This window comes from Streptomyces sp. NPDC016677 (genome assembly GCF_055562815.1).
This window is the reverse complement of sequence record NZ_JBVHEO010000003.1, coordinates 763601-790480: the sequence shown is the minus strand read 5'-3', so window position 1 is coordinate 790480 and position 26880 is coordinate 763601. Positions and strand designations below refer to the sequence as shown.

Here is a 26880-nt window from a genome sequence, read left to right as displayed (position 1 = left end):
TGGCACTGAGTGTCACCCGCAGCGACCCCGGAGCGGTTCCACTCCGTCGCCTCGGAGGTCGTCGCAGTACGCCCCGCGCCCGGTCATCGCCATCACCAGGGCCAGGGTGGGACCGGTCACGAGGGCTCCGGAACCGGTGGCGAACGGGCCGTCGTCCGCCACCAGCCTCAGACCGCCGATCCGCCCCTTGGCGACGACCACCATGTCCGTCCCCGCGTAGTACTCGGCCACCTCCGTGACGACCCCGACCGGGGCGTCACGGCGGATGCCCAGCGGGCGCCGGATGTCCGCGCCGTGGACGATCGTCTCGCCCAGCATGGCGATGGCGGGCAAGGGCGGCTTGGTGGTGCTCGGGACGACGCGCCGAAAGCGCGCGAGGGTCTCGTCCGGGCCCGCGCCGAGCTGCTCGGCCAGCCGTACGGCCACCTGCTTGTCGAAGTCGAACCGGCAGCGGATCACCCCGGCCAGCCAGCGCACGGTGTTGAGGCTCGCGCCCGCCGTCAGGTGCGCCAGAACCTGGCGGACCGTCAACCCGGCGCAGAGCGACGGCGTTTCCCACTGCTCGTCCGTCAGCTCCGCGAGATCCGCCGCCAGTGCGGCGCGCTCGGCGTGGATCGATGGCCATATGCCGGTCGCGCGGTCGCGGTCCGCGGTCCGTGCCGGATCAGTCATGAGGCGGTGCGCTCCTGTCAGAGATCATCGGAGATCATCAGTGATCGTCAGGGTTCGTGGTCTGCGGTGCCCCGGCGGGGGGGCGCTCCCGGAGAAGACTCCCGCGCCGGAGCGAAGTCATCGCCGGTGAGCGATCCGATCACGAGGCTGTACCTCCTCGTCCCCCGCACACGCATTGACCCGGCCTGACGATTCCTCCTACGTTCACCGAGCAGCCGTCCCGGCCACAACGACGTAGGCCACCAGGAGGTCGTACCCGTGCGATCCACCCCTGCCCTGCTCCTCGCCTCCGCCCTCGCCGCCACCGCCCTCACCGCCTGCTCGGGCGGGACCGGTGACGATCCCGACACGCTCAAGGTCTCCTTCAAGCAGTCCACGGACAACTCCGTCAAGGTGATGGACGACTACCTCGCCGGCGTCAAGAAGCAGTTCGAGAAGGCGCACCCCGGCAAGAAGGTCGACCTCGTCCCCGTGAAAGCACCGGACTCGGAGTACTACACCAAGGTCCAGCAGATGCTGCGCTCCCCGAAGACCGCGCCGGACCTGGTCTACGAGGACACCTTCCTCATCAACTCGGACATCACCAGCGGGTATCTGAAGCCACTCGATCCGTATCTGGCGAAGTGGAAGGACTGGGGCCAGTTCATCGACACCGCGAAGGCCGCGACGCGGGGCGAGGACGGGAAGACGTACGGCATCCCGGACGGGACGGACACCCGGGGGCTGTGGTTCAGCAGGGACGTCTTCGCCAGGGCCGGGCTGCCCGCCGACTGGCAGCCGCGGACCTGGGACGACCTGCTGACCGCCGCCCGCACCATCAAGGAGAAGGTGCCCGGCGTGATCCCCCTCAACGTCTACACGGGCAAGCCGGTCGGCGAGGGCGCCACCATGCAGGGCTTCCAGATGCTGCTGTACGGGACCGGTGACGGAAGCGGAGACCCGCTGTACGACAAGGCGTCCAAGAAGTGGATCACGCCGGGGAAGGGGTTCGCGGACGCCCTCTCCTTCGTGGAGACGGTGTACGAGGAGAAGCTCGGCCCCGAGGTGTCCGACGCCCTCGACCCCAACATCATGACCCGTGTGCGGGGCGAACTGCTGCCCGAGGGCAAGCTCGGCATCGCGCTGGACGGGTCCTGGCTGCCGCAGGACTGGCTGCCGGGGAGCGGGCACGAGTGGCCCGAGTGGCCCGAGGAACTGGGGCTCGCCGCCATGCCGACCCAGCACGGGCAGGCGCCCGGCAAGGTCAGCATGTCGGGCGGCTGGGCCTGGTCGATCCCGGCCAAGGCGAGCAACCCCGACCTCGCCTTCGAGTTCATCGAGACGATGCAGACCAAGGACAACGCCCGGAAGTGGTACGTCGCCAACTCCGGCATCGCGGTCCGCGAGGACGTCGCGGCCGACCCGGCCTACGTGGACGCCCAGCCCGGCACCGCGTTCTTCACCGGCCTCGTCGCCCACACCCACTACCGGCCCGCCTACCCGGCGTACCCGAAGGTCTCCACCGCCGTCCAGGAGGCCATGGAGAGCGTGACGACCGGTGACCGGTCGGTCGAGGAGGCGGTGCGCGACTACGACAGCGCCCTGCGCGAAGCCACCGACGACCAGGTGGTCGACAAGTGAGCCCAGCGCGCCGGGCCCTGGTCCGGGCGCTCCCCGTCGCCCCGGCCACCGTCCTGCTGCTGCTCTTCCTCGCCGGTCCGATCGTCTACTGCGTCGTCATCGCCTTCACCGACCTGCAACTGACCGGCCAGGCCGAGGAGTCGTTCGTCGGGTTCGAGAACTTCCGGCGCGCCTTCCAGGACGACGGGTTCCTCAACGCCGTATGGCTGACGCTGGTGTTCACGGTGGTGTCGTCGCTGATCGGGCAGAACACCCTGGGGCTGGCGCTGGCCTCCCTGATGCGGCGCGCGTCGAAGCCGGTACGGACGCTGGCCGGCGGGGTCGTCGTCACCGCGTGGGTGCTGCCTGAGGTCGTCGCGGGGTTCCTGCTGTACGCCTTCTTCCGCCGCGAGGGCACCCTGAACGCCGTACTGGACTGGCTCCATCTGCCCGCCCAGAACTGGCTGTTCACCCTGCCCATCCTGGCGGTGTCCTTCGCCAACGTGTGGCGGGGCACGGCGTTCTCGATGCTCGTGTACTCGGCCGCCCTCGACGAGATCCCCCGGGAGGTCACGGAGGCGGCGGAGGTCGACGGGGCGGGGGGCTGGCGCCGGCTGTGGCATGTCACCCTGCCGATGATCCGCCGTTCCATCGCCACCAACCTCATGCTCAACACCCTCCAGACCCTCTCCGTCTTCGGGCTGATCTGGGTGATGACGCGGGGCGGGCCCAGCGGCCGGAGCCAGACGCTGCCGCTGTACATGTACGAGCAGGCGTTCCAGAACAGTCTGATCGGCTACGGCACGGCGGTCGCCCTGCTCCTGCTGCTGATCGGGTCGCTGTTCTCGGTCGTGTACCTGCGGCTGCTGCGGACGGAGGTGCGAGGGGCGTGACCCGTTCCAGAAGCCGGGCGCTCGCCGCCGACGCGGGGCTGCTGGTGGCCGTCGCCGCGTTCGCGCTGCCGCTGCTGTGGGTGGTGCTGTCGGCCCTGGACCCGCACGCGGGGCTGAGGGTGAAGGCCCCCGACGGTCTCACCCTCGACCACTTCGACGCGATCCTCACCGCCGACATCACCTTCACCCCGCTGCTCAACAGCCTGATCCTGTGCGGCGGCGCGACGGCGCTGACGGTGGCGTGCGCGGCGCTCGCCGCGTACCCGCTCTCCCGGTTCCGCTCCCGCCTCAACCGTCCCTTCCTCCTCACCATCCTCTTCGCCACCTCCCTCCCCATCACGGCGATCATGGTGCCGGTGTACGCCCTGTTCGTCCGGGTGAACCTCATCGACACCTACCAGGGCACGATCTTCTTCTTCGCCGCCTCCCAACTCCCCTTCGCCGTCTGGCTGATGAAGAACTTCATGGACGGGGTCCCGAGGGAGCTGGAGGAGGCGGCCTGGACCGACGGGGCGTCGTCGGCGCAGTCCCTGCTGCGGATCGTGCTGCCGCTGATGGGGCCGGGGGTGGCGGTGGTGACGGTGTTCTCGTTCGTCATGATGTGGGGGAACTTCTTCGTCCCCTTCATGCTGCTGCTCACCCCTGACCAGATGCCGGCCTCGGTCAGCATCAACGAGTTCTTCGGCAACCGCGGCATGGTGGCATACGGGCAGCTCGCCGCGTTCTCGATCGTCTACTCGACGCCGGTGATCCTGCTCTACGTGCTGATCTCCCGGCGCCTGGGCGGCGGCTTCGCGCTGGGAGGTGCCGTCAAGGGGTGACGGGGGCAGGGCGGCTGTCACGGGAGTTCACAGGTTCAGTAGGTTCCTACGATCCGTGTTCCTGGCCGAACGGACCGTAGTCAAAGGCCGTACGGCGCCTTACCTTGTGGCCCGTGCCCCGACCCGAAGCCCTCCCGGACCAGCCCGACCAGCCCGCGTCCCCCTTCGACCCCCTGGCCGCCCACCGGTTACGTGTCGCCCTCGGCATGGGCCCCGAACACGTCGCCCGCGACATGCGGGTCTCCTACGGACTGCCGTACGTCGGCCCGGACCTGGTGCTCGCCTGGGAACGGGGCGAGGCCGGCCCCTCCGACTCCGAACTCACCGCCCTCGCGGGCACGTTGTGGTGCTCGCCGACCGATCTCCTCGCCCGTCCCCGCACCCTGCGCGAACACCGCCTCGCGCACGGCCTCGCCCCCGAGGACGTCGCCCGCGCGGTCGGCATCGACGCGCGGGCCTATCTGCGGCTGGAGGAGAAGGACGCCTGGCGCGGCACCGACCGCCAGTCGGCGGCGCTCGTCGACCTGTTCGGCCTGACCCCGCCCGAGTACGTCACCGTCACCGGGCAGGACGACCGGCTCGCCGAACTGCTGCGCAAAGCCGTGACCACCCGCTGGCAGAGCCATGCCCGGGGCATCGCCAAGCTCGTACCCCTGGACCGGGCCCTGGTGGAGTACGTCCTGCGCGACCTGCACGCCGAGTACCAGGCCCGCCTGGCCACCCCCGCCGGCCTCGACCTGCGCGACCGGGTCCTGGAGTACTTCTGGACGGCGGTCGAGAAGGAGACCGGGGCCGGCGGGCCCTAAAAGCCCCGGAAGCCCCGGAAGCCCCGGGATCTCCGGAAGCCCCGGGATCCCTGGAATCCTGGAAGCCCGGATTTCCTAGAAGACCGACTCCGCCTCGACGATCCGGTCCTTCGGCACCGTCTTCAGCTCGGTCACCGCCTCGGCCAGCGGCACCATCACCACGTCGGTGCCGCGCAACGCCGTCATCCGGCCGAAGTCGCCCCGGTGCGCCGCCTCCACGGCGTGCCAGCCGAAGCGGGTGGCGAGGACGCGGTCGTACGCGGTGGGCGTGCCGCCGCGCTGGACGTGGCCGAGGATGACCGGCTTGGCCTCCTTGCCGAGCCGGCGTTCCAGCTCGTACGCCAGTGCCGTGCCGATGCCCTGGAAACGCTCGTGGCCGAACTGGTCGATCTCGCCGTGCCCGTAGTCCATGGAGCCCTCGACGGGGTGGGCGCCCTCGGCGACGCAGATCACCGCGAACTTCTTGCCCCGGGCGAACCGCTCCTCGACCATCTTGACCAGGTCGGAGGGGTCGAAGGGCCGCTCGGGCAGGCAGATGCCGTGCGCGCCGGCCGCCATGCCGGACTCCAGGGCGATCCAGCCGGCGTGCCGGCCCATGACCTCGACGACCATCACCCGCTGGTGCGACTCGGCGGTGGTCTTCAGGCGGTCCATCGCCTCCGTCGCCACCCCGACGGCCGTGTCGAAGCCGAAGGTGCGGTCGGTGGAGGAGATGTCGTTGTCGATCGTCTTCGGCACACCGACCACCGGCAGCCCGGCGTCCGACAGCATCCGGGCCGCGGTCAGCGTGCCCTCGCCGCCGATCGGGATCAGCGCGTCGATGCCGAAGTCGCGGGCGATGTCGGCGGCGTTCTCGCAGGCCTCGCGGAGCCGGTCGCGCTCCAGCCGGGAGGAGCCGAGGATGGTGCCGCCGCGGGCGAGGATGCCGCTGACGGCGTTCAGGTCGAGGGCGCGGTAGCGGCCGTCCAGCAGGCCGGCGTAGCCGTCCTCGAAGCCGATGACCTCGTCGTCGTACTGCGCGACCGCTCGGTGCACGACCGACCGGATCACGGCGTTCAGTCCGGGGCAGTCGCCGCCTGCGGTGAGAACTCCGATTCGCATCGTGCTGTGTCTCCTGCTCCCTGTCGGCACCGGTGAGGCACTGTCGATTGTTTCACGTCCCGCGGAACACCGTCGACGCCACATTGACGGGCGCCTTATCTACCACGAGAGGTATTGTCAAGAGGGTTCCGCTCACCTTGGTGGGCGATTTTTAACGCCGCCCTTTTGACGAGGGAACGGCAGGGAACAGCGACGGAAACCGATGGAACGACAGACACGTCGGACACGACGGACACGACGGAACGGAGAGCACGCGTGACGCGCAGCGTGTACGTGACCGGTATCGACCGCGGCGACGGCCGCCAGGTCGTCGAGCTGGGGGTCATGGAACTCCTGACCCGCCAGGTCGACCGGGTCGGCGTCTTCCGTCCCCTCGTCCACGACGGCCCCGACCGCCTCTTCGAGCTGCTGCGCGCCCGCTACCGGCTCTCCCAGGACCCGGCGACCGTCTACGGCCTGGACTACCGGGAGGCGTCCGCCCTCCAGGCCGAGCAGGGCACCGACGAACTGGTCTCCGCCCTGGTCGACCGCTTCCACCTGGTCGCCCGCGACTACGACGTGGTCCTCGTCCTCGGCACCGACTTCGCCGACACCCAGCTCCCCGACGAGCTGTCGCTCAACGCCCGGCTCGCCAACGAGTTCGGCGCGTCCGTGCTCCCGGTGGTGGGCGGCCGCAAGCAGACCGCGGAGTCCGTCCTCGCCGAGACCCGCAACGCCTTCCGCGCCTACGACTCGCTCGGCTGCGACGTGCTGGCCATGGTCACCAACCGGGTCGCCCGCGAGGACCGGGACCTGATCGCCGAGCGGCTGACCGGGCTGCTCCCGGTGCCGTCCTTCGTCGTCCCCGACGAGCCCGCGCTCTCCGCGCCCACCGTCTCCCAGATCGCCCACGCCCTCGGCGCCAGGGTGGTCCTCGGCGACGACTCGGGCCTGGCCCGGGACGCGCTGGACTTCGTCTTCGGCGGCGCCTCGCTGGCCAAGTTCCTCGGCGCCCTGACCCCCGGTTGCCTGGTCGTCACCCCCGGCGACCGCGCCGACCTGGTCATCGGCTCGCTGGCCGCGCACAGCGCCGGCACCCCGCCGATAGCCGGCGTGCTGCTCACCCTGGACGAGGTGCCCGGCGACGACGTCCTCACCCTCGCCGCCCGCCTCGCCCCCGGCACCCCCGTGCTGTCCGTGCCGGGCAACAGCTTCCCCACCGCCGAGCGGCTCTTCTCCCTGGAGGGCAAGCTGAACGCGGCCACCCCGCGCAAGGCGGAGACCGCCCTCGGCCTGTTCGAGCGGTACGTCGACACCGCCGCCCTCGACAAGCGCGTCCAGGCCCCGAGCAGCGACCGCGTCACGCCGATGATGTTCGAGCACAAGCTCCTCGAACAGGCCCGCTCGAACCTGCGCCGGGTCGTCCTGCCCGAGGGCACCGAGGCGCGCGTCCTGCACGCGGCCGAGGTGCTGCTGCGCCGGGGCGTGTGCGACCTGACCCTGCTGGGCCCGGTCGAGCAGATCCGCAAGAAGGCCGCCGACCTCGGAATCGACCTCGGCGACTCCCAGCTGATCGACCCGGCCACCAGCGACCTGCGCGACCGCTTCGCCGAGCGCTACGCCGAGCTGCGCGCCCACAAGGGCGTCACCGTGGAGCTGGCCTACGACGTCGTCTCCGACGTCAACTACTTCGGCACCCTGATGGTGCAGGAGGGCCTGGCCGACGGCATGGTGTCGGGGTCGGTGCACTCCACCGCCGCCACCATCCGCCCCGGCTTCGAGATCATCAAGACCAAGCCGGACGCGTCGATCGTCTCGTCCGTCTTCTTCATGTGCCTGGCCGACAAGGTGCTGGTCTACGGCGACTGCGCGGTCAACCCCGACCCGAACGCCGAGCAGCTCGCCGACATCGCCGTCCAGTCGGCGGCGACGGCGGCCCGGTTCGGCGTCGAGCCGCGCATCGCGATGCTGTCGTACTCCACGGGCACCTCCGGCTCCGGCGCCGACGTCGACAAGGTGCGCGAGGCCACGGAGATCGTCCGCTCCCGCCGGCCCGACCTGATGATCGAGGGCCCCATCCAGTACGACGCCGCGGTCGAGCCGTCCGTCGCCGCGACCAAGCTCCCCGGCTCCGAGGTCGCCGGACAGGCCACCGTGCTGATCTTCCCCGACCTCAACACGGGCAACAACACCTACAAGGCCGTGCAGCGCTCGGCCGGCGCCATCGCCGTCGGCCCGGTCCTCCAGGGCCTGCGCAAGCCGGTCAACGACCTCTCCCGCGGCGCGTTGGTGCAGGACATCGTGAACACCGTCGCCATCACGGCCATCCAGGCCCAGTCCCCCATCGAGAAGGCTTCCGAACAGTGAGCACCTCCCCCACCCGCGTCCTCGTCCTCAACTCCGGCTCCTCGTCGCTGAAGTACCAGCTGCTGGACATGCGGGACAGCAGCCGGCTGGCGGTGGGCCTGGTCGAGCGGATCGGCGAGCAGACCTCCCGGCTCAAGCACACCCACGTGGCGAACGGCGACACCCGGGAGCAGAACGGCCCGATCGCCGACCACGAGGCCGCCCTCAAGGCGGTCGCCGAGGAGCTGTCCCGCGACGGTCTGGGCCTGGACTCCCCCGAGCTGGCCGCGATCGGGCACCGGGTGGTGCACGGCGGCATGTTCTTCACCGAGCCCACCCTCATCGACGACCAGGTGCTCACCGAGGTCGAGCGCCTGATCCCGGTGGCGCCGCTGCACAACCCGGCCAACCTGACCGGCATCCGCACGGCCCGGTCCCTGCGTCCCGACCTGCCGCAGGTCGCGGTCTTCGACACGGCGTTCCACACGACCATGCCGGAGTCGGCGGCACGCTACGCGATCGACCCGAAGATCGCCGACCGGCACCGCATCCGCCGCTACGGCTTCCACGGCACCTCGCACGCGTACGTCTCCCGCGAGACCGCCCGGCTGCTGGGCAAGGACCCGGCGGACGTGAACGTCATCGTCCTCCACCTCGGCAACGGCGCCTCGGCCTCCGCGGTCGAGGGCGGCCGGTGCGTGGACACCTCCATGGGGCTGACGCCTTTGGAGGGACTGGTGATGGGTACCCGGTCGGGAGACCTGGACCCGGCGGTCATCTTCCATTTGGAGCGCGTTGGCGGAATGTCCACGGACGAGATCGACACTCTCCTCAACAAGAGGAGCGGCCTGTACGGTCTGTGCGGCGACAACGACATGCGGGAGATCCGGCGCCGCGTGGACGCCGGGGACGAAGAGGCGAAGCTCGCCTTCGACATCTACGTTCACCGTCTGAAGAAGTACATCGGTGCCTATTACGCCGTTCTCGGGCGGGTGGACGCGGTCGCGTTCACGGCCGGGGTCGGCGAGAACGCGGCACCGGTGCGGGAAGCCGCCGTGGCGGGCCTGGAGGGACTGGGCCTGGCGGTGGACGCCGAGCTGAACGCCGTACGCGGCGACGGTCCCCGGCTGATCTCCCCCGAGGGCGCGCGGGTGAAGGTCGCGGTGGTGCCGACGGATGAAGAATTGGAGATCGCGACACAGACGTACGCGCTGGTCGAAAAGAACAGCCGATAAATTCACGGGTGAGCACGCCCGCGCCCATATGCACGTTCCGCCAGGCGGAATATTCCGGAGCGAAACAAACCGATAGGATCGCCCCATGCGCCGTTCGAAAATCGTCTGTACTCTCGGCCCCGCGGTCGACTCCCACGAGCAGCTCGTCGCGCTGATCGAGGCCGGCATGAACGTGGCCCGCTTCAACTTCAGCCACGGCACCCACGCCGAGCACCAGGGCCGGTACGACCGGGTCCGGGCCGCCGCGAAGGAGACCGGCCGGGCCATCGGTGTGCTCGCCGACCTCCAGGGCCCGAAGATCCGCCTGGAGACCTTCGCCGAGGGCCCCGTCGAGCTGGTGCGCGGTGACGAGTTCACCATCACCACCGAGGACGTGCCGGGCGACAAGACGATCTGCGGCACGACCTACAAGGGCCTGCCCGGTGACGTCACCAAGGGCGACCCGATCCTCATCAACGACGGCAACGTCGAGCTGAAGGTCACCGAGGTCGAGGGCCCCCGGGTGCGGACGATCGTCATCGAGGGCGGCGTCATCTCCGACCACAAGGGCATCAACCTGCCCGGTGCGGCCGTCAACGTCCCCGCGCTGTCCGAGAAGGACGTCGAGGACCTCCGCTTCGCGCTGCGCATGGGCTGCGACCTGGTCGCGCTCTCCTTCGTCCGGGACGCCAAGGACGTCCAGGACGTGCACCGCGTGATGGACGAGGAGGGCCGCCGCGTCCCCGTCGTCGCCAAGGTGGAGAAGCCGCAGGCGGTCGAGAACATGGAGGACGTCGTCGCGGCGTTCGACGCCGTCATGGTCGCCCGCGGCGACCTGGCCGTCGAGTACCCGCTCGAAAAGGTCCCCATGGTGCAGAAGCGCCTGATCGAGCTGTGCCGGCGCAACGCCAAGCCGGTGATCGTCGCGACCCAGATGATGGAGTCGATGATCACCAACTCCCGCCCGACCCGCGCCGAGGCCTCCGACGTCGCCAACGCCATCCTGGACGGCGCGGACGCGGTCATGCTCTCGGCGGAGTCGAGCGTCGGCGCTTACCCGATCGAGACCGTCAAGACGATGTCGAAGATCGTCCAGGCGGCCGAGCAGGAGCTGCTCTCCAAGGGCCTCCAGCCCCTCGTCCCCGGCAAGAAGCCGCGCACCCAGGGCGGTTCCGTCGCCCGTGCCGCCGCCGAGATCGCCGACTTCCTCGGCGGCAAGGGCCTGGTGGCGTTCACCCAGTCCGGTGACACCGCCCGTCGGCTGTCCCGCTACCGCGCGGTCCAGCCGATCATCGCGTACACCACCGACGAGTCGACCCGCAACCAGCTGGCGCTGAGCTGGGGCGTGGAGTCGCACGTCGTGCCGTTCGTCAACTCCACCGACGAGATGGTCGACCTGGTGGACCAGGAGATGGTGAAGCTCAACCGCTTCAACCCCGGTGACATCGTGGTGATCACCGCCGGTTCGCCCCCCGGCGTCCCCGGCACCACCAACATGGTCCGCGTCCACCACCTGGGCGAAGCCGTCCGCGGCTAGCCCTTCCTGAACGACGCCGAGGGCGCCCCCTGTGACAGGGGGCGCCCTCGGTGTTTGCGGCTCCCGGACGGGTCTGTGGTGCGTGCGGTGTCTGTGGTGTCGCTAGCCGGTCATGTACTGGTGCAGCCCCGGGACGGTCAGGGTCCCGCCGAACTGTCCCGCCTGCACCACCTTGACGTTCGTGAAGTAGATCAGCGGGATGTCCAGCGGCGGCGGGTGCTCCGGGTCGAAGGTGATCGGGATCAGCCCCAGCAGGTTGCCGGAGATGCTCTCCGTGTACATCACCGTGTCGCCGTCGCGGATCGTGGACGTGGAGCCCTCGGCCGCCTGCACGTGGTGGGTCCTGCCGGTCGTGTCGTCGTGCACGATCTGGTGCAGGTCCCCGATGTCGGTGCCGTTGGAGATGACGTACTTCAGGACCTTCTTGGTGGTCCCGTCGGCCGTCCGCACCTCGACGATCCCCTTGTACGAGGCGCCCTTCAGCGTGAGCGAGCTGGCCTCCAGCTCCCAGGGGCGGTTCGGCAGGGGGAGGGTGTTGTCGACACCGCCCTCGGCGTCGGTGGCGATCGGGCAGTCCACGGCCGGGCCGGTGGAGGCGCTCGCGCTCGCGGAGGGGGTGGGGCCGGCGGTCGTCGTGGCGGTGGCGGTGGCGCCGGCGGTGGGCGAGGCGGTGGCCTCGTCTGCGGCTTCCCCGGTGCCCTGTACCGCGTCGGACGCCTCGTCCCCCGCGTCGGAGGCGGCGCCCTCCTCGTCCCCGCCGTTGCCGGACGGGCCGGCGGAGGCCGAGGCGGACGCGGAGGGGGTCGCCGGCGGGGTGGCCGACGGGGTGGCCGTGGCGCTCTCGGATTCCCCGGTGCCCTTGCCGCCGGTGAAGAGGTCCTCCAGGGCGTCACCGATGCCTTCGAGCACTCCGCCGCCGCTGGCGGTGGCCGACGGGGAGGGGGAGGGCTCGGCGGCGGTGGCGGACGGCTCGGGCTCGGCCGCTCCTTTGTCCTTGTCGTCGGAACCTGAATCCGACGAAGAGGAGGAGGAGCCGGCCTTCTTCTCCGAACTCGAACCCGAACCCGAACCCGAGCCCGTCTCCGTCGCGGACGGGCTCGGCTCCGTGCCGCCGTCGTCGGCCTCCTCGCCACCGCTCGCACCCGCCGACGGCGACGCCGAGGCCGACGCCGAGGCATCGCCCTTGCCGCCCTTGCCGTCCCCGTCGCCCGTCAGCGCCTCCACGCAGGCCTTGTACTCGTCGGCCGTCAGGCTCTTCGACGTGGACGTCTGGTCGTTGCCGTCCGCGGCGGCGAGGGTCGGGGTGAACCCCATCCCCATGAGGACCGCCGTCGGCATCGCCGCCAGGGCTATCGCCTTGCCGGCCGGCACATGGAACCTGGTGAACAACGGTTTCCTGGGTGCCGCGTGGCGCGGCCCGGTTCTCACGCGGGACGCCTCCGCGTCAGCCCCGTGAGTCACCTCGTCAGCCGGCACTTTGCCTCCCGTTCGCCCCGTTGGCCGGGCTCGTTCCTGACAGATGGTTCGGCTCCTCCACCGCGCCCCCGGGCACATCGCCCCGCTCCCTGGTCAACTGCGCCGGCTGCGGCTCGGCCGGTATGCCCGGCGCCCACGAGACGGCCATGGCCCCACCGACGAGCGAGAGCACGAAGCCGACGACGAAGCCGCCGAAGTTGGACACGGGGATGGACACCAGGGCGAGCAGGATCGCCGCGACGCCGGCGAAGGTCCGCACGTGCTTCTGGAACCAGAGGCTGACGCCGAGGACGACCAGCAGCACGCCGATGATCAGAGAGCCGGCACCGGCCGTGGTGGACATGGCCACCGTCAGGTTGCCGAACTTCAGGTTCGCGTACGGGAAGTACATGATCGGGAAGCCACCGAGCAGGACGAGCAGACCGGCCCAGAACGGCCGGGTGCCCCGCCAGTCTCGGAACTGCTGCCTACGGCGGGTGAACTGGCCGGCGGCGACAGGACTCTCGGCGCTCATGGAAAACAGCTCCCTGGTACAGCGTTGCTGTGGTGGTGATGTGAGGGTGAACGGGCGGGGGCGCGGCCGGCCCCCGCCCGTCAGCGGAGGCTCAGTAGCACTCGATGCCTTCGCCGTCGCCCTTCTTGAGCGACATGTGCAGACCGCTGAGCTTGAAGGTTCCGGCGGTGGTGGCCCACGCCGTCTGCTTCACGTCGGTCAGCACGGCCTCGTCGGCCTGCTGGGCGAAGCCGCCCGGGTTGGCCCGTCCGCTGTCGACCTCCGCCTTCTTCTGACCGGGGCCCTTGTCGATGGACCCGGCCGCCACACCGATGTCGATGTTCCTGAAGGTGGCGTCCGCCTGGAGATCCGCGACATCGATGTACAGCTGCTCGGCGTAGACCGCTTCCTGCTTCTTCGACGTGTCGCCGGCCTCCAGCCGCAGGGTGATGGAACCCAGCAGCGGAACCTTCGTGACAACTGACTGACACAGCTTGTCGATCTCGGCGGAGGTGAACGCCGAGACGGCCACGGCGTTGCGGCCGCTCGCACCGTCGTTGTAGGCCCCGTACTGCGAGAACCCGTGACCGGTGAGCTCCTTGGCCGTCACCTTGAACTGCTGCCCCGACACACTGAACGAAGCGGCGAGCGCCCCCTGCGCCAGAGCGACGCCTATCGCGGCCGTCGCGGCGACGCTGGGCACCATCACCACAGCGAACCGCTTCCATCTGGTCCCACCACGCACTTGGGACTCCATATTTCCTCCTTCTCGGACGTACATCTCCTGGCCTCGGCTCGCCCCCTAAGCGGCGGCTCGGCCGGGCAGGGATGGGAGAAGTGCTACGTCCTCGGGAAGGAGAGCGCCCGCGGTCGACGGCGCGCACCACGCGCCCGAATCACCGGCGATCACCCCCGAGCGACAACCACTGGTCGCGCCTGACACGCATCACGCACAACCTTGCGGACAGGCTCCGCCGAAAAGGGCGAAGACCCCCCTGTCCAAGGGCCGGCTCCACTGCCGCCGGTCCTGCTCGGTGGGGACCCAGGAAGCCCGTGACCCGATTGGCTGTCGGGGTACGGGAACGGACCGAGCGTGGCCGATCGTGGTGCATTCTCGCCGCCCGCACAAGGGGCGCCGTTACTGGCTAGTAACGGGGCGATAACCGTGGGGCGACGCACGGGTCCCGCCCGGCGACGCTGAGTGCCTCCGGGCGACGGGACAAAGCCGCTCTTCGCCGGACAGATTCCGACACTCCCCTACCGCCGACTTACTCGCAGTAACAGCGGCCACGATTACCAAGTTTTGGTAAAACACGGCTGTCCTGCGGCTCCGCCGACGTTTCCCTTCACTCGGGCACCGCCCGGCCGGGAGATCGTCGGCCGGGCGGTCGGGAGAGGCGTGGGTCCGGTCAGAACAGGGCGCGGGCGAGCGCCCGGCGGGCCGCCGTCACCCGCGGGTCGTCGGCGCCGACGACCTCGAACAGCTCCAGCAGCCGCACCCGCACGGCGTCCCGTTCGTCGCCGAAGGTGCGCCGCACCGTGTCGATGAGGCGCCCGAAGGCGTCCTCCACATGACCGCCGACCAGGTCGAGGTCGGCGGCGGCGATCTGCGCCCGCACGTCGGCGGGCTTGTCGGCGGCGTCCTTGCGCACCTGCTGCGGGTCCAGGTCCTGCACCCGCTGGAGCAACTCGGCCTGGGCGAGACCGAGTTTGGCCTCCATGTTGCCCGGGTCCTCGTTCAGTACGTTCCGGTACGCGCGCACCGCGCCGCCCAGGTCGCCCGCGTCCAGGGCCTGTACGGCGGCCTCCAGCGCGGCGTCGTGCGGTCCGGCCGGGGCGGCGGGGGCCTGCTGGGCGGCGCCCGGGTCGGCCTCGGGGTCGACGACGAGGCCTGTCAGGCCGAAGCGCTCCTCGGCGACCTGCACCAGCTGGTCCAGGGTCTGGCGGATCTGGGCCTCGCCGGCGGCACCCTGGAAGAGCGGCAGCGCCTGTCCCGCGACCACCGCGAAGACGGCCGGGATGCCCTGGATGCCGAACTGCTGCATCAGCATCTGGTTGGCGTCGACATCGATCTTGGCGAGCACGAACCGGCCGTTGTACTCGACGGTGAGCCGCTCCAGGACCGGGCTCAGCTGCTTGCAGGGCTCGCACCACTCGGCCCAGAAGTCGATGACGACCGGGACCTCGGTGGACCGCTGCAGGACGTCGAGTTCGAAGCCCGCCTCGTCGACGTCGATGACGAGATCTGCGGGTGAGACGGCACCCCCGCCGCCCTGCTGCGCGGCCTGGGCGCGCGCCTGCTCCGCCTTCGCCTTGGCCTCCTGGGCCGCCTTCACCGCGGCGAGGTCGACGACCCCGCTCATGGACATGTTCCGTGGCTGCATGCGCCTATCCTCCCCCGTACCGCGCGCGTCCGTGAAAAGCGGCCTGAAACCCGCTCCGAAGTGTGTTGTTCGGCGCCAGGTCCCCACCTGGCGCCGGTGGTCGTCGCTCCAGCCCGGGGTCACCCTCGCTTTCGCTACGCCTCGTAGCGTAATACCGTGCGCACCTCCCGCGATACGGCCCCTTGGTGATCTCCCTCACGGCATCCCCCGCCAAACCCGCGGATATGGTCGAGGGATGCCGAACCGCTCCCCCGCCGGTCGCTCCGGCCGCCCGCGCAGCGCGGCGGCCGACGCCGCGATCCTGGCCGCGACGCGGGAGGCGCTGGTCGAGCTGGGCTGGTCGAAACTGACCCTGGGCGACGTGGCGGCACGGGCCGGGGTCGCCAAGACGACCCTCTACCGCCGCTGGTCGGGCAAGAACGAACTGGTCGTCGACGCGGTCGCCGAGCTCTTCGACGAACTCCGCCTGCCCGACTGCGGCTGCCTGGCCGCCGACATCGAGGGCGTGGTCCTCCAGTTCGCGTCGATCCTGGACCGCCCGGAGGCCCGCAGCGGCCTGATGGCGGTCGTCGCCGAGTCCACCCGCGACCCCGCCCTGCGCGAACGCATCCGCCGCTCGATCGTGCAACGCCAGAAGGGCCTGGTCCTGGAGGGCCGCGCCCGCGCCCAGGCCCGCGGCGAACTCCCGCCCCAGCCCGACCCGGACGAGGCCGCCCGCACCGTGGACCTGATCTTCGACGTGGTGGCGGGCGCGGTGGTGCACCGGACGCTGGTGAGCGCGGAGCCCGCGGACGAGGCGTGGGTACGGGGTTTCACGCGGGTCCTGCTGTCGGGCCTGACCTCCCGGCCGGCTCAGCTGGCGGATCACCGTGAGGCACCCTCTGCCCCAGAAGTCCAGTAGAAGCAGCTTCAGCGAATAGTGCCGCCGACGCCGGTTCATCCGGGGGAAATGCCGACGGGAGGGACCACGCGGCGCCGGCTCGGCCGCACCCGCGACGGAGGGGCCGCCGGACTTCGGCCTGTCGGGGCGGGACCGCCTTCCGCCCGACATCCGCCTCGTCGTCGACCGGAACGACCGTCCGGCACCGCCAGGTGCGAGAACGGCTGTGCCCCGGCACGTTCGCCGCGGGACACACACGACGCCACCCGCAAATCCACCCGAACAGACCCACAAAACCCATACGCATCAGATGCGCGAAATGCGGCGAAGAGTTCCGTATGGTACGTATTAGCCTGATTTCCGGCGAACGTTTGCATGACAGGAGATGCGACATGGCACGCCCCCACAGCGAGAAGATGACGTTCGAGAAGTTCTGCAGGGACTACATCCCCCAGCACCCTGAATTGGGTCTCGGCACCGACGAACTCAGCCCGTCCGAGTTCGCGAAGGTGGCACTCGAAGAAGGGCGCAAACTCGGTTTCTCGTTCACGGAGGCCGAGATCCAGGATGTGCTCGGCGAGCACCGACGGGTGCGGAAGGAGGTCGCGAATCTCGGCGCGCAGGTCAAGGCCAGCGCCAACGGAACGGCTATGTGCTGGCAGGGCGCCGTTGCTTCGGACGAGCCGATCGACGCCGACTGGCTCGTCATCAAGGCCGAACAGTCGGAGCGCTGACCTTGCGGCAGCCCAGGACCTCTGACATTCATCCGTACAGCGAACGCAGTTCACCCGGCGTCATCACCGGCGGCTGGACGTCAGAGGACTCAAGGTAGTGCTCCACCTCCCCGAACAGCCTGACGCCCAGCCGCTGCGCGAGCGCTCGAGGCCGGAGCCTCTCGTGCGGCCGGTGACCTCGGGTGGACAGGGTGATGGTGACGTCGGATTCGTCGATCTCGACTCGATGCCACCAGCGTCTGCCCCAGGTGACCATCTGACCTGGCCCGAGATTGACGCGGACGGCCCCGGTGCCGTCCGAGAGCCACGCGTCAGGGACGGGTGACGTATACATCGGACTGAACCGCCGGTGGAGGTCCCACACCGGCCGTCGTGGCACCCGACGGCAGGACGGGGGAACGAAGTCGAACTGCTTGCCGCCGCGCACGACGAGGTTCCAACGGCCGTGCACCATCTCGCCGTCATGGTGCAGGGGGGTCACATATCCGCCGCTGCCGATCCACAGCAGCGCGAAGCCGTACGGGTCGAGAGCCAGTCGCCGGTGCATTTCCATGATGACGGGCCGCAGGGGCTTCCCGAAAGCCTGTACGGGGATGACGGCGTACGGCTTCAACGTCCGGAAGGACGGGTCATGAATGACGTCGAACGCCTGCCCGGCGGACACCACCGCTTTGGTACGCCGCTCCCATGCGAGGAGTTCGGACAGGTCGAACCGGTGAGCCCGCGGAAAGCTCTGCCGGACACGGAGCATGCCGATGATGAGTTCCACCGCTTCGCCTCGGTACGACATGCGCAGCGCCTCCTCACTGAACTCCGGCAGCAGATCGGCGATCACCTGGTGCTCGTCCCGCACGAGGGGGCGGCGTACGACGGGGGCGCGTCGGTCGATCACCGCGTCGCCCTGCACCGTGGTTGGCCCGGACTGCGCTTTCACCCTGCCTGCTCCTCGCTGTCGGCCTGAGCCTGGTAGAAGAAGAAGTTCTGAGTCATCCGCCCGTCGGCCGGGCCGGCTCCTGTCAACCGACGAGCGCCCGAGTGGAAGTACTTCCCGTCGAAGATGAGCAGCCGGTTGTACTTCATGGGCACGTTGTGGACGATCTCCCACGCACTCGGGTCCAGCGTGTCCCGCTCAATCGCGCGCCGCACTTCTGGACGAACGTTGTGCTCGGGCGACACCCGCTCGATACCCAGCTCTCGGTGACGGTAGAAGTAGGTTCCCTCGGTATCCGCCTTCGACAAGTGCACGACCGCGCTGAAGTCGGGGGTGTCCACATGGACCATGGACGTACGCCGACTCATGTCGTCGGCGGTGGTGATCCGGAACGCCCCTTGACCCCGCCGGTACTTGAGGTCGATGCCACCCAGCAATTTCGAGAAGCGGGCCATGGTCACGGAGACGTCGGCGGGCCCTTCGGCCGTGACACCCGGGTAGTTGACCCCTTGGGGACGGACGTACGCCAGTCGCAGTGCGGCTTCCCGCACGGCGTCGGGATCATCGTAGAAGTCGTCCACGACGAGGATGCAGTGCTTCATGACCCGAGCCCGAGTACGCGCGCGAGAAGCTCTGCCGACCTCATCCGGCGCAACCTGTCGGGGGCCATGTCCAGCAGGATCACCTCGTTCACTTCATATTCCGCACAGAACTGTTCGATCCGGGTCCTGCACTGATCCGGGTTCCCCACCACGCTCGGCACGTAGTTCGGATTGGGAAAGCAATCGCGCATGGCCCGCGCTTCCGCCTCGGTCTCGGCGCACACACCGGCGACGGCGATGGCCGCGCAGGGCTCGGCGAGTTCGCCGGAGGGACGGAACTCCTTCCGGTAACTCCTGAGATGGGCCGGCGGAGCGATGCCGCCATGGAAGAGGGTGCAGCAGAACCTCGTGCCGGTACGCGCCGCGTGGCGTGCCGCGCCGGCCGATCCGCAGATCCAGATTTCCGGCACAGCGGCGCTCTCCGGAAGCACCGGAGCCCCGACATGCGGATGGCTGGATGGCAGGGAGTTCCGAAGGTGGCCGACGAGGTCGTCGACCTTCGCACCGTAGTCCTCGTCAGCGAGCAGACCGTCGCCGGCCGCTCGCCCGTCCAGCAGTGCGCGGTGTGCGGCCAGGCTGTCCGCACGGCCGCGGCCGACGCCCAGGTCGACACGGCCGAAGAGCGTCTCCAGCAAGCGGAAGTCCTCGGCGAGTTTGAGCGGCGCCCAGTAGTGCAGGAGCATCGCCCCGACGCCGACCCGGATCCGCTCTGTCGCCGCCGCGACTGCTCCGGCCAGCACCTGCGGGCTGCCGCAGGCGTGTCCTTCCACGTGATGCTCACCGAGCCAGTAGCGCGAGTAGCCCAGCGTCTCGGCCCGCGCCGCGAGCGCCAAGGTGTCCTGGAGGGCCTCCTCAGGGGACCGACTGGTCCAGACCCAGCTGAAGTCGAGGAGACCGATCCTCAGAGGGCGCTCAGGCACGGACCTGCACCGCACTTGTTTCCTGTGCGCCCTCTCGGACGTACTCCAGGAGCAGCTCGCAGACGAACTGGCCGCCGTCGTAGAACCGGCGCGCGCGGATGTGATCGTCGAACGACGTACCCAGCTTCCGGAACCGGCGCTCGTACCAGTCCAGAAGATCGTCCGTCGTCGTCCCGACGTCCTCGGCCGAGGGGAAGGTGTTACCGAACTCGGCCAGGGCGTCGCGCTTCTCGGCGACAGCCGTCGCCACCGTCTGGAACCGGTCACGGCGTTGCAGCTCCGCGGGGAGAAAGGCGTCGAGTCCCGCCGAGTGGTGCCTGGCCACGCTCTCGACGAGTGCGAGGACGTCCATCAGGGCGGAGAATTCCTTTTCTCCCAGCTTGTTCCTGTTCAGCCAGTCCCGTGTCGTTTCCGGTGTCAGCAGTCCTTGTGCCGTCCGAAAACGCTCCGTGACGCGTTCGACCTGTTCCGGGTCGGTCCGGATCCCGAGCCGATGGGCTTCCTTGACGACCAGGTACATCGTCAGAGCGCCCTCGAAAATCGCGTCGGCGTCATCCTCCACCACGCCGACGTGACTGCGGATCGCGTCGATGGGAAGGCTGGCACTGGCTCCCGGACCGGTTCGTACGCCACTGACCAATTGCTGCCAGAAAACCGTCGACTCGAACTCGAAGGGCGGCTGGAAAGGTACTTCGTGCCTGGTACCGGCCTGCGCGATCTCCGTCAGCAGTTGGAGAGCGTCGCGCCGCTTCTGGTTGGGCTTCTCGTTCTCCACGAACTTGACGAGCGCTTCCCACTCCGCCCGGGGAAGACCCGTGCTCCGCGCGATCTCGGGAATGAGTGACCAAGTGCGCTCCGCATAGTGGCGTCGCTTCATCTGCCCCAGGACCGTGTCGTGCGTCGCCCGTCCGATGAACCCGTGTCTCATCGCCTCGAACAGTCCGTCGCGGATGTTGGCCATGGCTTCGGACAGCACCGCGAAGCCCGATTCCTGCGCCGTGTGGATGACGGCGACCTCGTCGTCGTCTTCGTACACGCCGTCGCGGTACGCCTCGAAGATCCGCCCGACGCCCACCATGCCGAAGGGGTGGAGCTCAGCGGCTCGCAGCGCGCCCATGCTCGATGCCCCCAGGACGTGCACACCGGCGGACAGCGCATACAGGATCTCCTTGTGCCAGACCGCGGGGACCTGTTCGAAGTATCCGTCGATGATCGCTACGACCTTCGCGCCCGCCTTCACTGCCCGGTAGACGTCCCCCGCCCTCGCCGGTGGCAAGTACGTCGCGGCGGGAAGGACCGCACGGGCGTCCTCCCACGCCAGGCTGGGGCCGAGAAACACGTGGACTGCCTTCATGGCTTCCCTTTCCGAACGGCACGGGCACGTCGGCCTTCCACATAACCCGCCACGAACGGTGCGGCTTCGAGGTCCGGCACGATGACCTTCACGACGGGAATCCCGATGTCGGGTTTGGTCAGATCGACCACCACAACCTGGTCGACACCTGCCGCGCAGAGGGCGGCCAGCATGATGTCGAGGTCCCCCTCGAACGTGTCCGTCTCCGGTTGTCGAGCATGTGGTACGAAAGGCCGCACGCCAGGAGCCGTGAAGACGCTGTCCCTGAATGCCCGGGCGCTCCAGATACTCTGGGCCCCGGCGTACACCGCCGGCGGATTGTCGTCACGGCTTGCCGCGATGACAGTCAAACGCGCCTGGGCCGCTTCTGTGACAGCACGGCTGAGCGCCACGACGGGCGACAGGTGCGTACCGCAACCCCATTCCGCGCCCAACCGGTTCCATTGGCCGCGTTCCTCCCGCTCCAGCAATCCGGCGCGGAATGTTGCGACGCCGACCTCGGACGTCATTTCCAGAATCGCCAGTTCCATGTCAGCGGCACGACACACGTCGATCAGTTCCCTGAGTGAGGGGTCGTCGATCGTGTCGACGTCGATCTTCGCGCTGGGCGAGTCGACTGTCCCCCGCGCACATTGCATCGCGTGCGCGTCGCGTTCGATGACCTCGCACAGCGCGTGCTCGATCGCCTCCAGGACATGATTCCCCGACGCCAGGCCATTGGAGGTGCCCAGGAAGGTCATCGCCGCCTGGGCGACCGCCACCGTGTTCATGTTGACGAACTCGAAAGGGACCCAGACCTTCTCCTCGGACAGCAAGTCCCAGCCCGGCAGCCACGGCTGCTGCTGATCCGGCCGTACCCTCCCGCCCTTCACCAACGGCAGCCGGTACGGGTCGACGAGGTTGTACCGGCGGCGCAGCGCGTCATAGGAACCGTAGAGGCACGGGATCTCGATGTTCTCGGCGTGCCAGAGTTCAATGGCCTCCATCATCGCGGAAGCCTTCGCCGACTCGATGTCGGCACCCTTGCCCTGCGAGACGGACAGAGAGCGGGAGTTGGGGCGGATGGCCTGAACGACGGGAATACCGATGACGTCGAGCCCGGTGACGTTGGCCAGGCGCGTGATACCGACCCTTGGCATGTGCCGCCCGAAATCCTGCAATGTCTCGGCCGGTGGGCGGGTTCGTCTCGTACCAGGCAGGAACGTCTTCGGCTGGTGGTAGTCCCGGTTGAAGATGCGCATGTTTTCCCTTGAGCCCTACGAGCCGGGGCCTACGGCATGCGGTGACCATGCGTTCGTCATGGCGGTGAACATGTGAGTGCGATCCGACGGCGTGAACCCGTAGCGGTTCCAGTGGTACAGAGCGACGTGCGGCAGAACGGATCGGTACGCGAACAGGAGTCTGCCCTGCTCGTGCAACTCGTCGAATCGCGCTGCCATTATGGCATTCGCCGACGAATAGGTACGCAGAATCGCTGACTCATCCGGACCAAGGTGACTGATAATTCCCTCGATCGTGGGTACGGCAATGGTGGCACCGCTGGCGCTGGCGACATGTGATCCATGCATTGAGGTGATGCGGCACCAGACATCCCAGACTTCCTCGGGATACTCGAGAAATCGAAGAAACAGATCGTTCAGCACGGCGAGCGAAAGAAGTCGTCCGTCGACGGTCACCTTTTCCTTCGGTAACTGCCTCCACTGCCACCACGCCCGGCTGTCCGCAGAGAAGTGGGTGTGCACCGCCTCGGCAGCCTCCGGCCCACCGAGTTTGAAGGTCTCAGCCTCATAGACGCTCGCGAACCAGCGTTCAGCAAGCCGGCCTCCGACCAGGCTGTCACAGCAGTTCCTGATTCTTTTTTCGGCATCGTCACCGGGTTCGGGCAGCAGGAAGCGCAGCCTGAGACCAGGTGGCTTGCGGACAAAGAAGAAACAGGAGATCTGCTTGTTCTCCGTCAGCTCATCGACGATTTCGAAGACGGCGTCAAGAATGCTGTGCGTCGGGTCGCTGACCGGGGGGCGGGTGAGGGGCAGCACCAGGTTGGCCTGATGCCAGGCGCGACCATGCGTGTCGGCGGCGCAGAAACGGCACGATGAACTCAACTGTGAACGCCTCGCCCTCGTCGTCGAAGAGCTGCACGTGATCACCGGGTTCCTCGACGCACAGGAACCCAGTCCGGTCGCTCAGCCCGTGCAGTATCGCTTCCACCGCGATCGGGCTGTCGCGAGTGATCAGCACGGGGGAGCCGGCGTCTCGGCTCACGAGAAGGAGCTCGGGCCAGGCGTGCCTGCGCGCCAGGTCCTGCCAGAGGAGGAAGCCCCGCGAGCGCCGGGCCAGAACGAGCTCCGTCAATGCGGCACCGTGAAGGACGGTTCGCCTCGGCTTGACGCAGTTGCCGCTCGGGAGCAGCAGTGCCGGAGAGGGAGCGGCCTGAGCGAGCTCGGCCTCCGTGGGGAGTTCCGGAGCGAACCAGTCAGGTGTGTCGCGGAAGGACGACAGCAGCAGCGACTGAAGGGGCGGTTCGCTGTAGCCGACGTTGGCCGGCGAGAAGCAGCAGACGGCCATGGGGCGGGCGTGCTCCCTCGCGGTGGCGACCACGACCGGGACGTCGTTCGCCGCCAGCACCACGCCGAGCTGATCGGCACGGTAGGAGGAGGCGGTTCCCCATCGATCCCACCGCCGGAAGGGGAAGCGTGGCCGAGCCAGCATGTTCGGCATGGCCTCGCACGGTCCAACGTACTCGACGACTTCGAGGTGCGCTTCGCGTGCGGCGCGGGTCAGGCTCTCTCGGTACCACCCGTGCAGGGCATGGTTGTCGAACTGCTGGCCCGCCCTGCGGCCGATGCCGAACCAGAGGTGTCCGAACCGGCCATAGGCGGCGGCGATCTCGGGTGTGCTTGCCGCGATCTGGTAGCCCTTCGCGGTCGGGCGCAGGATCAGCGCGCCGATGGGCGGCGGTGGCGTCTCGTCAGGGGAGCCGTCAGACAGGTGGTCGCAGGGCGACTTGGTTCCTGCCAGCCACTCGGACCAGCGCAGGAGCCGTCGCCCGACCACGTGGTCGGACCCCGAAGCGCGCCATGCCGACTCCTGTGTCGGCACGCGTCGGCAACCGACCGTGCTCTCGCGAGGTGTCCTGGCACGGCCACCGGCCACGAGCCTGCGATGCACTGCCCTGGCCGCGGCTGTGACTCCGTGACAGCGCTCGAAGAGATCGAATTCCGCGACGGCGGCGGTCAGGCGTGCCTTCTCCTCGGGACCGAGGACCATGCTGAACGGAGCGCTCGTGTCACAGCGCAGGACGGAGCGGGGCAGGGGCGGAGGCTCGACGTCGAGTTCGGCTGCCAGTGCGAGAGGGATGCTACGGGCCTCGTCCAGCACATCGTGGAGCCGTGCGAGCTCGATGGTGCTCATCTCACCTTCGAGGCGGCGGCAGATCCGCCGGAGCCGCAGCACGGCGGACCACCAGGACTGTGCGTGCTGTTCGTGCAGGAGTCGCGGAACGGCCGTCACCGCATCCCAGGCAGAGACGAAGGTGCGGGGGAAGACAAGGCCGCCCACCAGCAGACCCGCACGTGCCAGGGACACGAGCATGTCGTCCAGTTCCGGGGCGTTCAGGCCATGCTCGCGCAGTTCCGCAGCGATCACGGACAGCGGCGCCGGCCGCAGCTGCGCCAAGGTTTCCAGGAGCGTGTCGATCCCGGGGCTGCGCTTCCGCTCCACGGACGCGATCGACGAGAAGTTCCGGACGGTGTACCGCCAGCGGCTTCGTCGCGCGTCCATGGTCAGCGTTGGGTTCAGCTTGTAGACACCACGGTCGAGATAGACCCCGGTGTGTGCCAGTGACTGGACGATGAACTGGTACGGCCGCAGGTCAGGGGCGACCGCGAAGCGCGCGGGCTCCGCCCGGATCCGCGTGGCGGTGTCCCCCCAGTCCGCGACTGTGACGCCCGCCCACAGATCGCACGGTTGGGTCCGCCACACCGCACGGGCGAGGTAGCGGTACAGCGTCGCGTCCTGGCGGCGCGCTCGCTTGTTCCGTGGCACCGAGGGCAGGTGCCGGGTCGCGAGGTGACGGCTGAGGGCATCGTTGGTCAGGCACAGCGCCCTGGCGAATCGGGGGTCGTCGACGGTCGCCGCGAAGAGCGCCCGCCGCTGCTTCTCGATGCTGGCCGCGTACGCCTGCTCGTATGCCTGTGTGGGCTGGGTCCCCACGTCGGCGGCCAGGGCGGCGATGCCTTCGTCGCGCAATCCGTTCAGTCTACTGAGCGGAAAGAGTGCGGCGCGCACGACGACCTGCGGGGCGACCTCCTCGACGCAGTCATCCGGTGTCATGCGCGACTCATGGTGGCGAAGGCCCGCTGACCTGCCAGGCGCTTCTCGATGAGATCGGACATGGCCTCCTCCAGGCGGATGACTCCCTGCCACTCGCAGAGGATCTCGCAGTACTCGGCCATGCCGAGTCCCGCCCGGTCGAGCCAGGCGACCATGTCCGCGTGGTCCGTCAGGCCGTGCTGGCGCCGTAGGTCGTCGCTCATGTCGGCGACCTGCTGCGTGCTCACGGTGAGGCCGCGGCGTCGCATCTCCTCAGCGGCGAGGAGCCTCAGGAGGACCCGCTTGCGCGACAGCCCCATGGGCTCCCGTGTGGAACCGGTCGCCGAAAGCAGGGCGTCGATGTCGTTGTAGGGCCAGACATGGCCGGGGTTGGGGACCACGCCGGCCTCGCCCCGGCCGTCGAAGCGGATCGACTCCCCTGGCCTGATGAGCAGCGTCCTGACGGGTGAGGCGAGCGCGCGCACGCCGTTCTCCGAGCGCTCCGCGGCGGCGCGCACGACCGCTTCCGGCAGTGGGTCGAAGTGCGTCTCCCCAGAGGTGGCGGAGCCGTCCGCGGCAGCACCCAGACCCAGTTGCCAATACCAGGGCGCCCCTCCGTTCGCATAGGGGACCACGTAGCGGGCGTGCCACCGTTCCGCCGTGTCGAGGAGGGCATGGGAATCGCTCATGATCGTCTGCCGGGTCCGCCACAGGGATCGTGGGGTGTACAGCAGGTACTGCGGGACGGAACTCGTCAGATACTGGATCGGGTACAGCCGCCACGGCCGGTATCCGCCGAAGAGTACGTCGATGGGCCCGTACCGTTCGTAGGCGTCTGTCGCCAGCGTACGAACGTCACCGAGGTGGTCCCGGCCGGCGTCCGCCAGGAAGGCGTAGCGGCGTCCCCCTTCCTCGACGACGTACGTGTTTCCTGCGTTCCGGATGCCGGGCGGCAGCGGTGCGTCGTCGGTCGGCTGCTCGCCGTACATCGGCAGAGCGATGACACGGAAGTCGCCGATGACCGTCTGCTGGTTCCAGCCGAGTGACCGCACGTCGGTGAACCCGAGTTCCTTCAGCCGGTACACCATGTCGATGGCCAAGGAGGACTCGCGCGCCACCTCGGGCACGACGATCGGTGTCTCCCGGCCGAGCCGAAGCAGACTGTCGATGTGGAAGTGATCCCTGTGGGAGTGGGTGACGAGGACAGCGTCGGGTGCCAGATCGCCGTGGGTCAGCGGCTGGTAGCCGCCCGGGTACCGTTCGTCGCGCGGCATCAGGAACGGGTCGATCAAGAGCTTGGTGCGCGGGCCCGACAGCATCACTGTCGCGTGGCCGACCAACGTGACCGACCCTTGCGTGTGGGACGGCTGTCGCGGCTCCGCGAAGCACTGGAGTTCGTACAGCGCGTCCCACAGGGCGCGTGCCGGACCCGAGGCGGGCCTGGAGGCGTTGTGCTGCCACTCTCCGATCCATGACGCCAGGTCACCGGCGAGCTCCGGGGCGAGGGGGAGCCGCAGGGGAGCGCGGCGGTCACGGAACAGGACGACCGCCGCCGGACGGGTCCGTGCGGGCACCGGGAAGCTCAGCTCATCACGGATTCGGGACGCGTCGAAGAGCTCGCCGGCACCGTCGAGCCCCAGCCCGTCCAGGATCTCCGGTGCCCGCTCGACCGCGTCCAGCCCGTCACGCCGCAGCGTGTCGATCGCGGGACGGAAGCGCTCCTTGAGCTTTCTTTCGAGTTCCCCGGACACCGTCGTACCGAACGGGCTGTCGTCCTCGTACGCGAGGTGCAACTCGACCGAGCTGCTTAGTGAGAGTTGCATTCGC

General features: G+C 69.0%; 23 protein-coding genes. 9 read left to right on the top strand and 14 right to left on the bottom strand.

The window, feature by feature from the left end; translation table 11 throughout:
* Positions 1-12 precede the first annotated feature (12 nt).
* Complete coding sequence (locus ACZ3IG_RS13380; RefSeq protein ID WP_467431601.1) at positions 13-672, bottom strand: maleylpyruvate isomerase family mycothiol-dependent enzyme; 660 nt, start codon at positions 670-672, stop codon at positions 13-15.
* Positions 673-930: 258 nt separating this feature from the next.
* Between ACZ3IG_RS13380 and ACZ3IG_RS13375 the strand changes: the two genes are divergently transcribed.
* From ACZ3IG_RS13375 to ACZ3IG_RS13360, 4 genes are all read left to right on the top strand, one after another.
* Complete coding sequence (locus ACZ3IG_RS13375) at positions 931-2292, top strand: extracellular solute-binding protein (protein WP_467431599.1); 1362 nt, start codon at positions 931-933, stop codon at positions 2290-2292.
* Positions 2289-3164: a carbohydrate ABC transporter permease gene (locus ACZ3IG_RS13370; RefSeq protein ID WP_467431596.1), complete on the top strand. Its 876-nt coding sequence runs from the start codon at positions 2289-2291 to the stop codon at positions 3162-3164. The genes ACZ3IG_RS13375 and ACZ3IG_RS13370 overlap by 4 nt, the downstream gene beginning before the upstream one ends.
* A complete protein-coding gene (locus tag ACZ3IG_RS13365) occupies positions 3161-3985 on the top strand; it encodes a carbohydrate ABC transporter permease (RefSeq protein ID WP_467431594.1) in 825 nt (274 codons plus the stop codon). The genes ACZ3IG_RS13370 and ACZ3IG_RS13365 overlap by 4 nt, the downstream gene beginning before the upstream one ends.
* Before the next feature lie 104 nt (positions 3986-4089).
* Entirely contained in the window at positions 4090-4791 is a 702-nt protein-coding gene (locus tag ACZ3IG_RS13360; RefSeq protein WP_467431592.1) for a helix-turn-helix domain-containing protein, read from the top strand.
* 75 nt (positions 4792-4866) lie between these two features.
* Here ACZ3IG_RS13360 and ACZ3IG_RS13355 read toward each other — a convergent pair whose 3' ends face one another.
* Positions 4867-5892 (bottom strand): ATP-dependent 6-phosphofructokinase, encoded by a 1026-nt coding sequence (locus tag ACZ3IG_RS13355; RefSeq protein ID WP_467431589.1) that lies wholly within the window; start codon positions 5890-5892, stop codon positions 4867-4869.
* Between the two features lie 255 nt (positions 5893-6147).
* Here ACZ3IG_RS13355 and pta point away from each other — a divergent pair, with 255 nt between their 5' ends.
* From pta to pyk, 3 genes are all read left to right on the top strand, one after another.
* A complete protein-coding gene (gene pta / locus ACZ3IG_RS13350; RefSeq protein WP_467431587.1) occupies positions 6148-8238 on the top strand; it encodes a phosphate acetyltransferase in 2091 nt (696 codons plus the stop codon).
* Entirely contained in the window at positions 8235-9452 is a 1218-nt protein-coding gene (locus ACZ3IG_RS13345; protein ID WP_467431584.1) for an acetate kinase, read from the top strand. The genes pta and ACZ3IG_RS13345 overlap by 4 nt, the downstream gene beginning before the upstream one ends.
* An 85-nt stretch (positions 9453-9537) precedes the next feature.
* A complete protein-coding gene (gene pyk, locus ACZ3IG_RS13340; RefSeq protein WP_467431582.1) occupies positions 9538-10968 on the top strand; it encodes a pyruvate kinase in 1431 nt (476 codons plus the stop codon).
* Positions 10969-11070: 102 nt separating this feature from the next.
* Here the strand turns inward: pyk and ACZ3IG_RS13335 are convergent, their stop codons facing one another.
* The 4 genes from ACZ3IG_RS13335 to ACZ3IG_RS13320 all read right to left on the bottom strand — a co-directional run bounded on the left by ACZ3IG_RS13335 (position 11071) and on the right by ACZ3IG_RS13320 (position 15321).
* Positions 11071-12444 (bottom strand): hypothetical protein, encoded by a 1374-nt coding sequence (locus ACZ3IG_RS13335; RefSeq protein ID WP_467431580.1) that lies wholly within the window; start codon positions 12442-12444, stop codon positions 11071-11073.
* On the bottom strand, positions 12434-12958 hold the full coding sequence (locus ACZ3IG_RS13330) for a DUF6114 domain-containing protein (protein WP_467431577.1): 525 nt from the start codon (positions 12956-12958) through the stop codon (positions 12434-12436). Before ACZ3IG_RS13330 ends, ACZ3IG_RS13335 begins: the two co-directional genes overlap by 11 nt.
* A 91-nt stretch (positions 12959-13049) precedes the next feature.
* Positions 13050-13694: a DUF6230 family protein gene (locus tag ACZ3IG_RS13325; protein WP_467431575.1), complete on the bottom strand. Its 645-nt coding sequence runs from the start codon at positions 13692-13694 to the stop codon at positions 13050-13052.
* A gap of 652 nt (positions 13695-14346) precedes the next feature.
* The gene (locus tag ACZ3IG_RS13320) at positions 14347-15321 is read right to left on the bottom strand and encodes a tetratricopeptide repeat protein (protein WP_467431573.1); all 975 of its coding nucleotides are present in this window, start codon (positions 15319-15321) and stop codon (positions 14347-14349) included.
* Between the two features lie 235 nt (positions 15322-15556).
* Between ACZ3IG_RS13320 and ACZ3IG_RS13315 the strand changes: the two genes are divergently transcribed.
* Positions 15557-16222 carry a TetR/AcrR family transcriptional regulator gene (locus ACZ3IG_RS13315; protein WP_467431571.1) on the top strand — a complete coding sequence of 222 codons (666 nt, stop codon included), beginning with the start codon at positions 15557-15559 and terminating at the stop codon, positions 16220-16222.
* A gap of 371 nt (positions 16223-16593) precedes the next feature.
* A complete protein-coding gene (locus ACZ3IG_RS13310) occupies positions 16594-16935 on the top strand; it encodes a hypothetical protein (RefSeq protein ID WP_467431568.1) in 342 nt (113 codons plus the stop codon).
* Between the two features lie 28 nt (positions 16936-16963).
* Here the strand turns inward: ACZ3IG_RS13310 and ACZ3IG_RS13305 are convergent, their stop codons facing one another.
* The 8 genes from ACZ3IG_RS13305 to ACZ3IG_RS13270 are packed head-to-tail and all read right to left on the bottom strand — an operon-like array spanning position 16964 to position 26876.
* Positions 16964-17869: a cupin-like domain-containing protein gene (locus tag ACZ3IG_RS13305; protein ID WP_467431565.1), complete on the bottom strand. Its 906-nt coding sequence runs from the start codon at positions 17867-17869 to the stop codon at positions 16964-16966.
* Positions 17866-18468 carry a DUF6445 family protein gene (locus ACZ3IG_RS13300; protein ID WP_467431563.1) on the bottom strand — a complete coding sequence of 201 codons (603 nt, stop codon included), beginning with the start codon at positions 18466-18468 and terminating at the stop codon, positions 17866-17868. Before ACZ3IG_RS13300 ends, ACZ3IG_RS13305 begins: the two co-directional genes overlap by 4 nt.
* The gene (locus tag ACZ3IG_RS13295) at positions 18465-19388 is read right to left on the bottom strand and encodes an MsnO8 family LLM class oxidoreductase (protein WP_467431561.1); all 924 of its coding nucleotides are present in this window, start codon (positions 19386-19388) and stop codon (positions 18465-18467) included. Before ACZ3IG_RS13295 ends, ACZ3IG_RS13300 begins: the two co-directional genes overlap by 4 nt.
* Positions 19381-20742, bottom strand: coding sequence for a TfuA-like protein (locus tag ACZ3IG_RS13290; protein ID WP_467431560.1), 1362 nt, complete (start codon positions 20740-20742; stop codon positions 19381-19383). The genes ACZ3IG_RS13295 and ACZ3IG_RS13290 overlap by 8 nt, the downstream gene beginning before the upstream one ends.
* Entirely contained in the window at positions 20739-21983 is a 1245-nt protein-coding gene (locus ACZ3IG_RS13285; protein ID WP_467431559.1) for a YcaO-like family protein, read from the bottom strand. The genes ACZ3IG_RS13290 and ACZ3IG_RS13285 overlap by 4 nt, the downstream gene beginning before the upstream one ends.
* A gap of 15 nt (positions 21984-21998) precedes the next feature.
* Complete coding sequence (locus tag ACZ3IG_RS13280; RefSeq protein WP_467431557.1) at positions 21999-22778, bottom strand: thiopeptide-type bacteriocin biosynthesis protein; 780 nt, start codon at positions 22776-22778, stop codon at positions 21999-22001.
* Positions 22726-25074: a lantibiotic dehydratase gene (locus tag ACZ3IG_RS13275; RefSeq protein WP_467431555.1), complete on the bottom strand. Its 2349-nt coding sequence runs from the start codon at positions 25072-25074 to the stop codon at positions 22726-22728. The genes ACZ3IG_RS13280 and ACZ3IG_RS13275 overlap by 53 nt, the downstream gene beginning before the upstream one ends.
* Entirely contained in the window at positions 25071-26876 is a 1806-nt protein-coding gene (locus ACZ3IG_RS13270; protein ID WP_467431552.1) for an MBL fold metallo-hydrolase, read from the bottom strand. Before ACZ3IG_RS13270 ends, ACZ3IG_RS13275 begins: the two co-directional genes overlap by 4 nt.
* Positions 26877-26880: the final 4 nt, after the last annotated feature.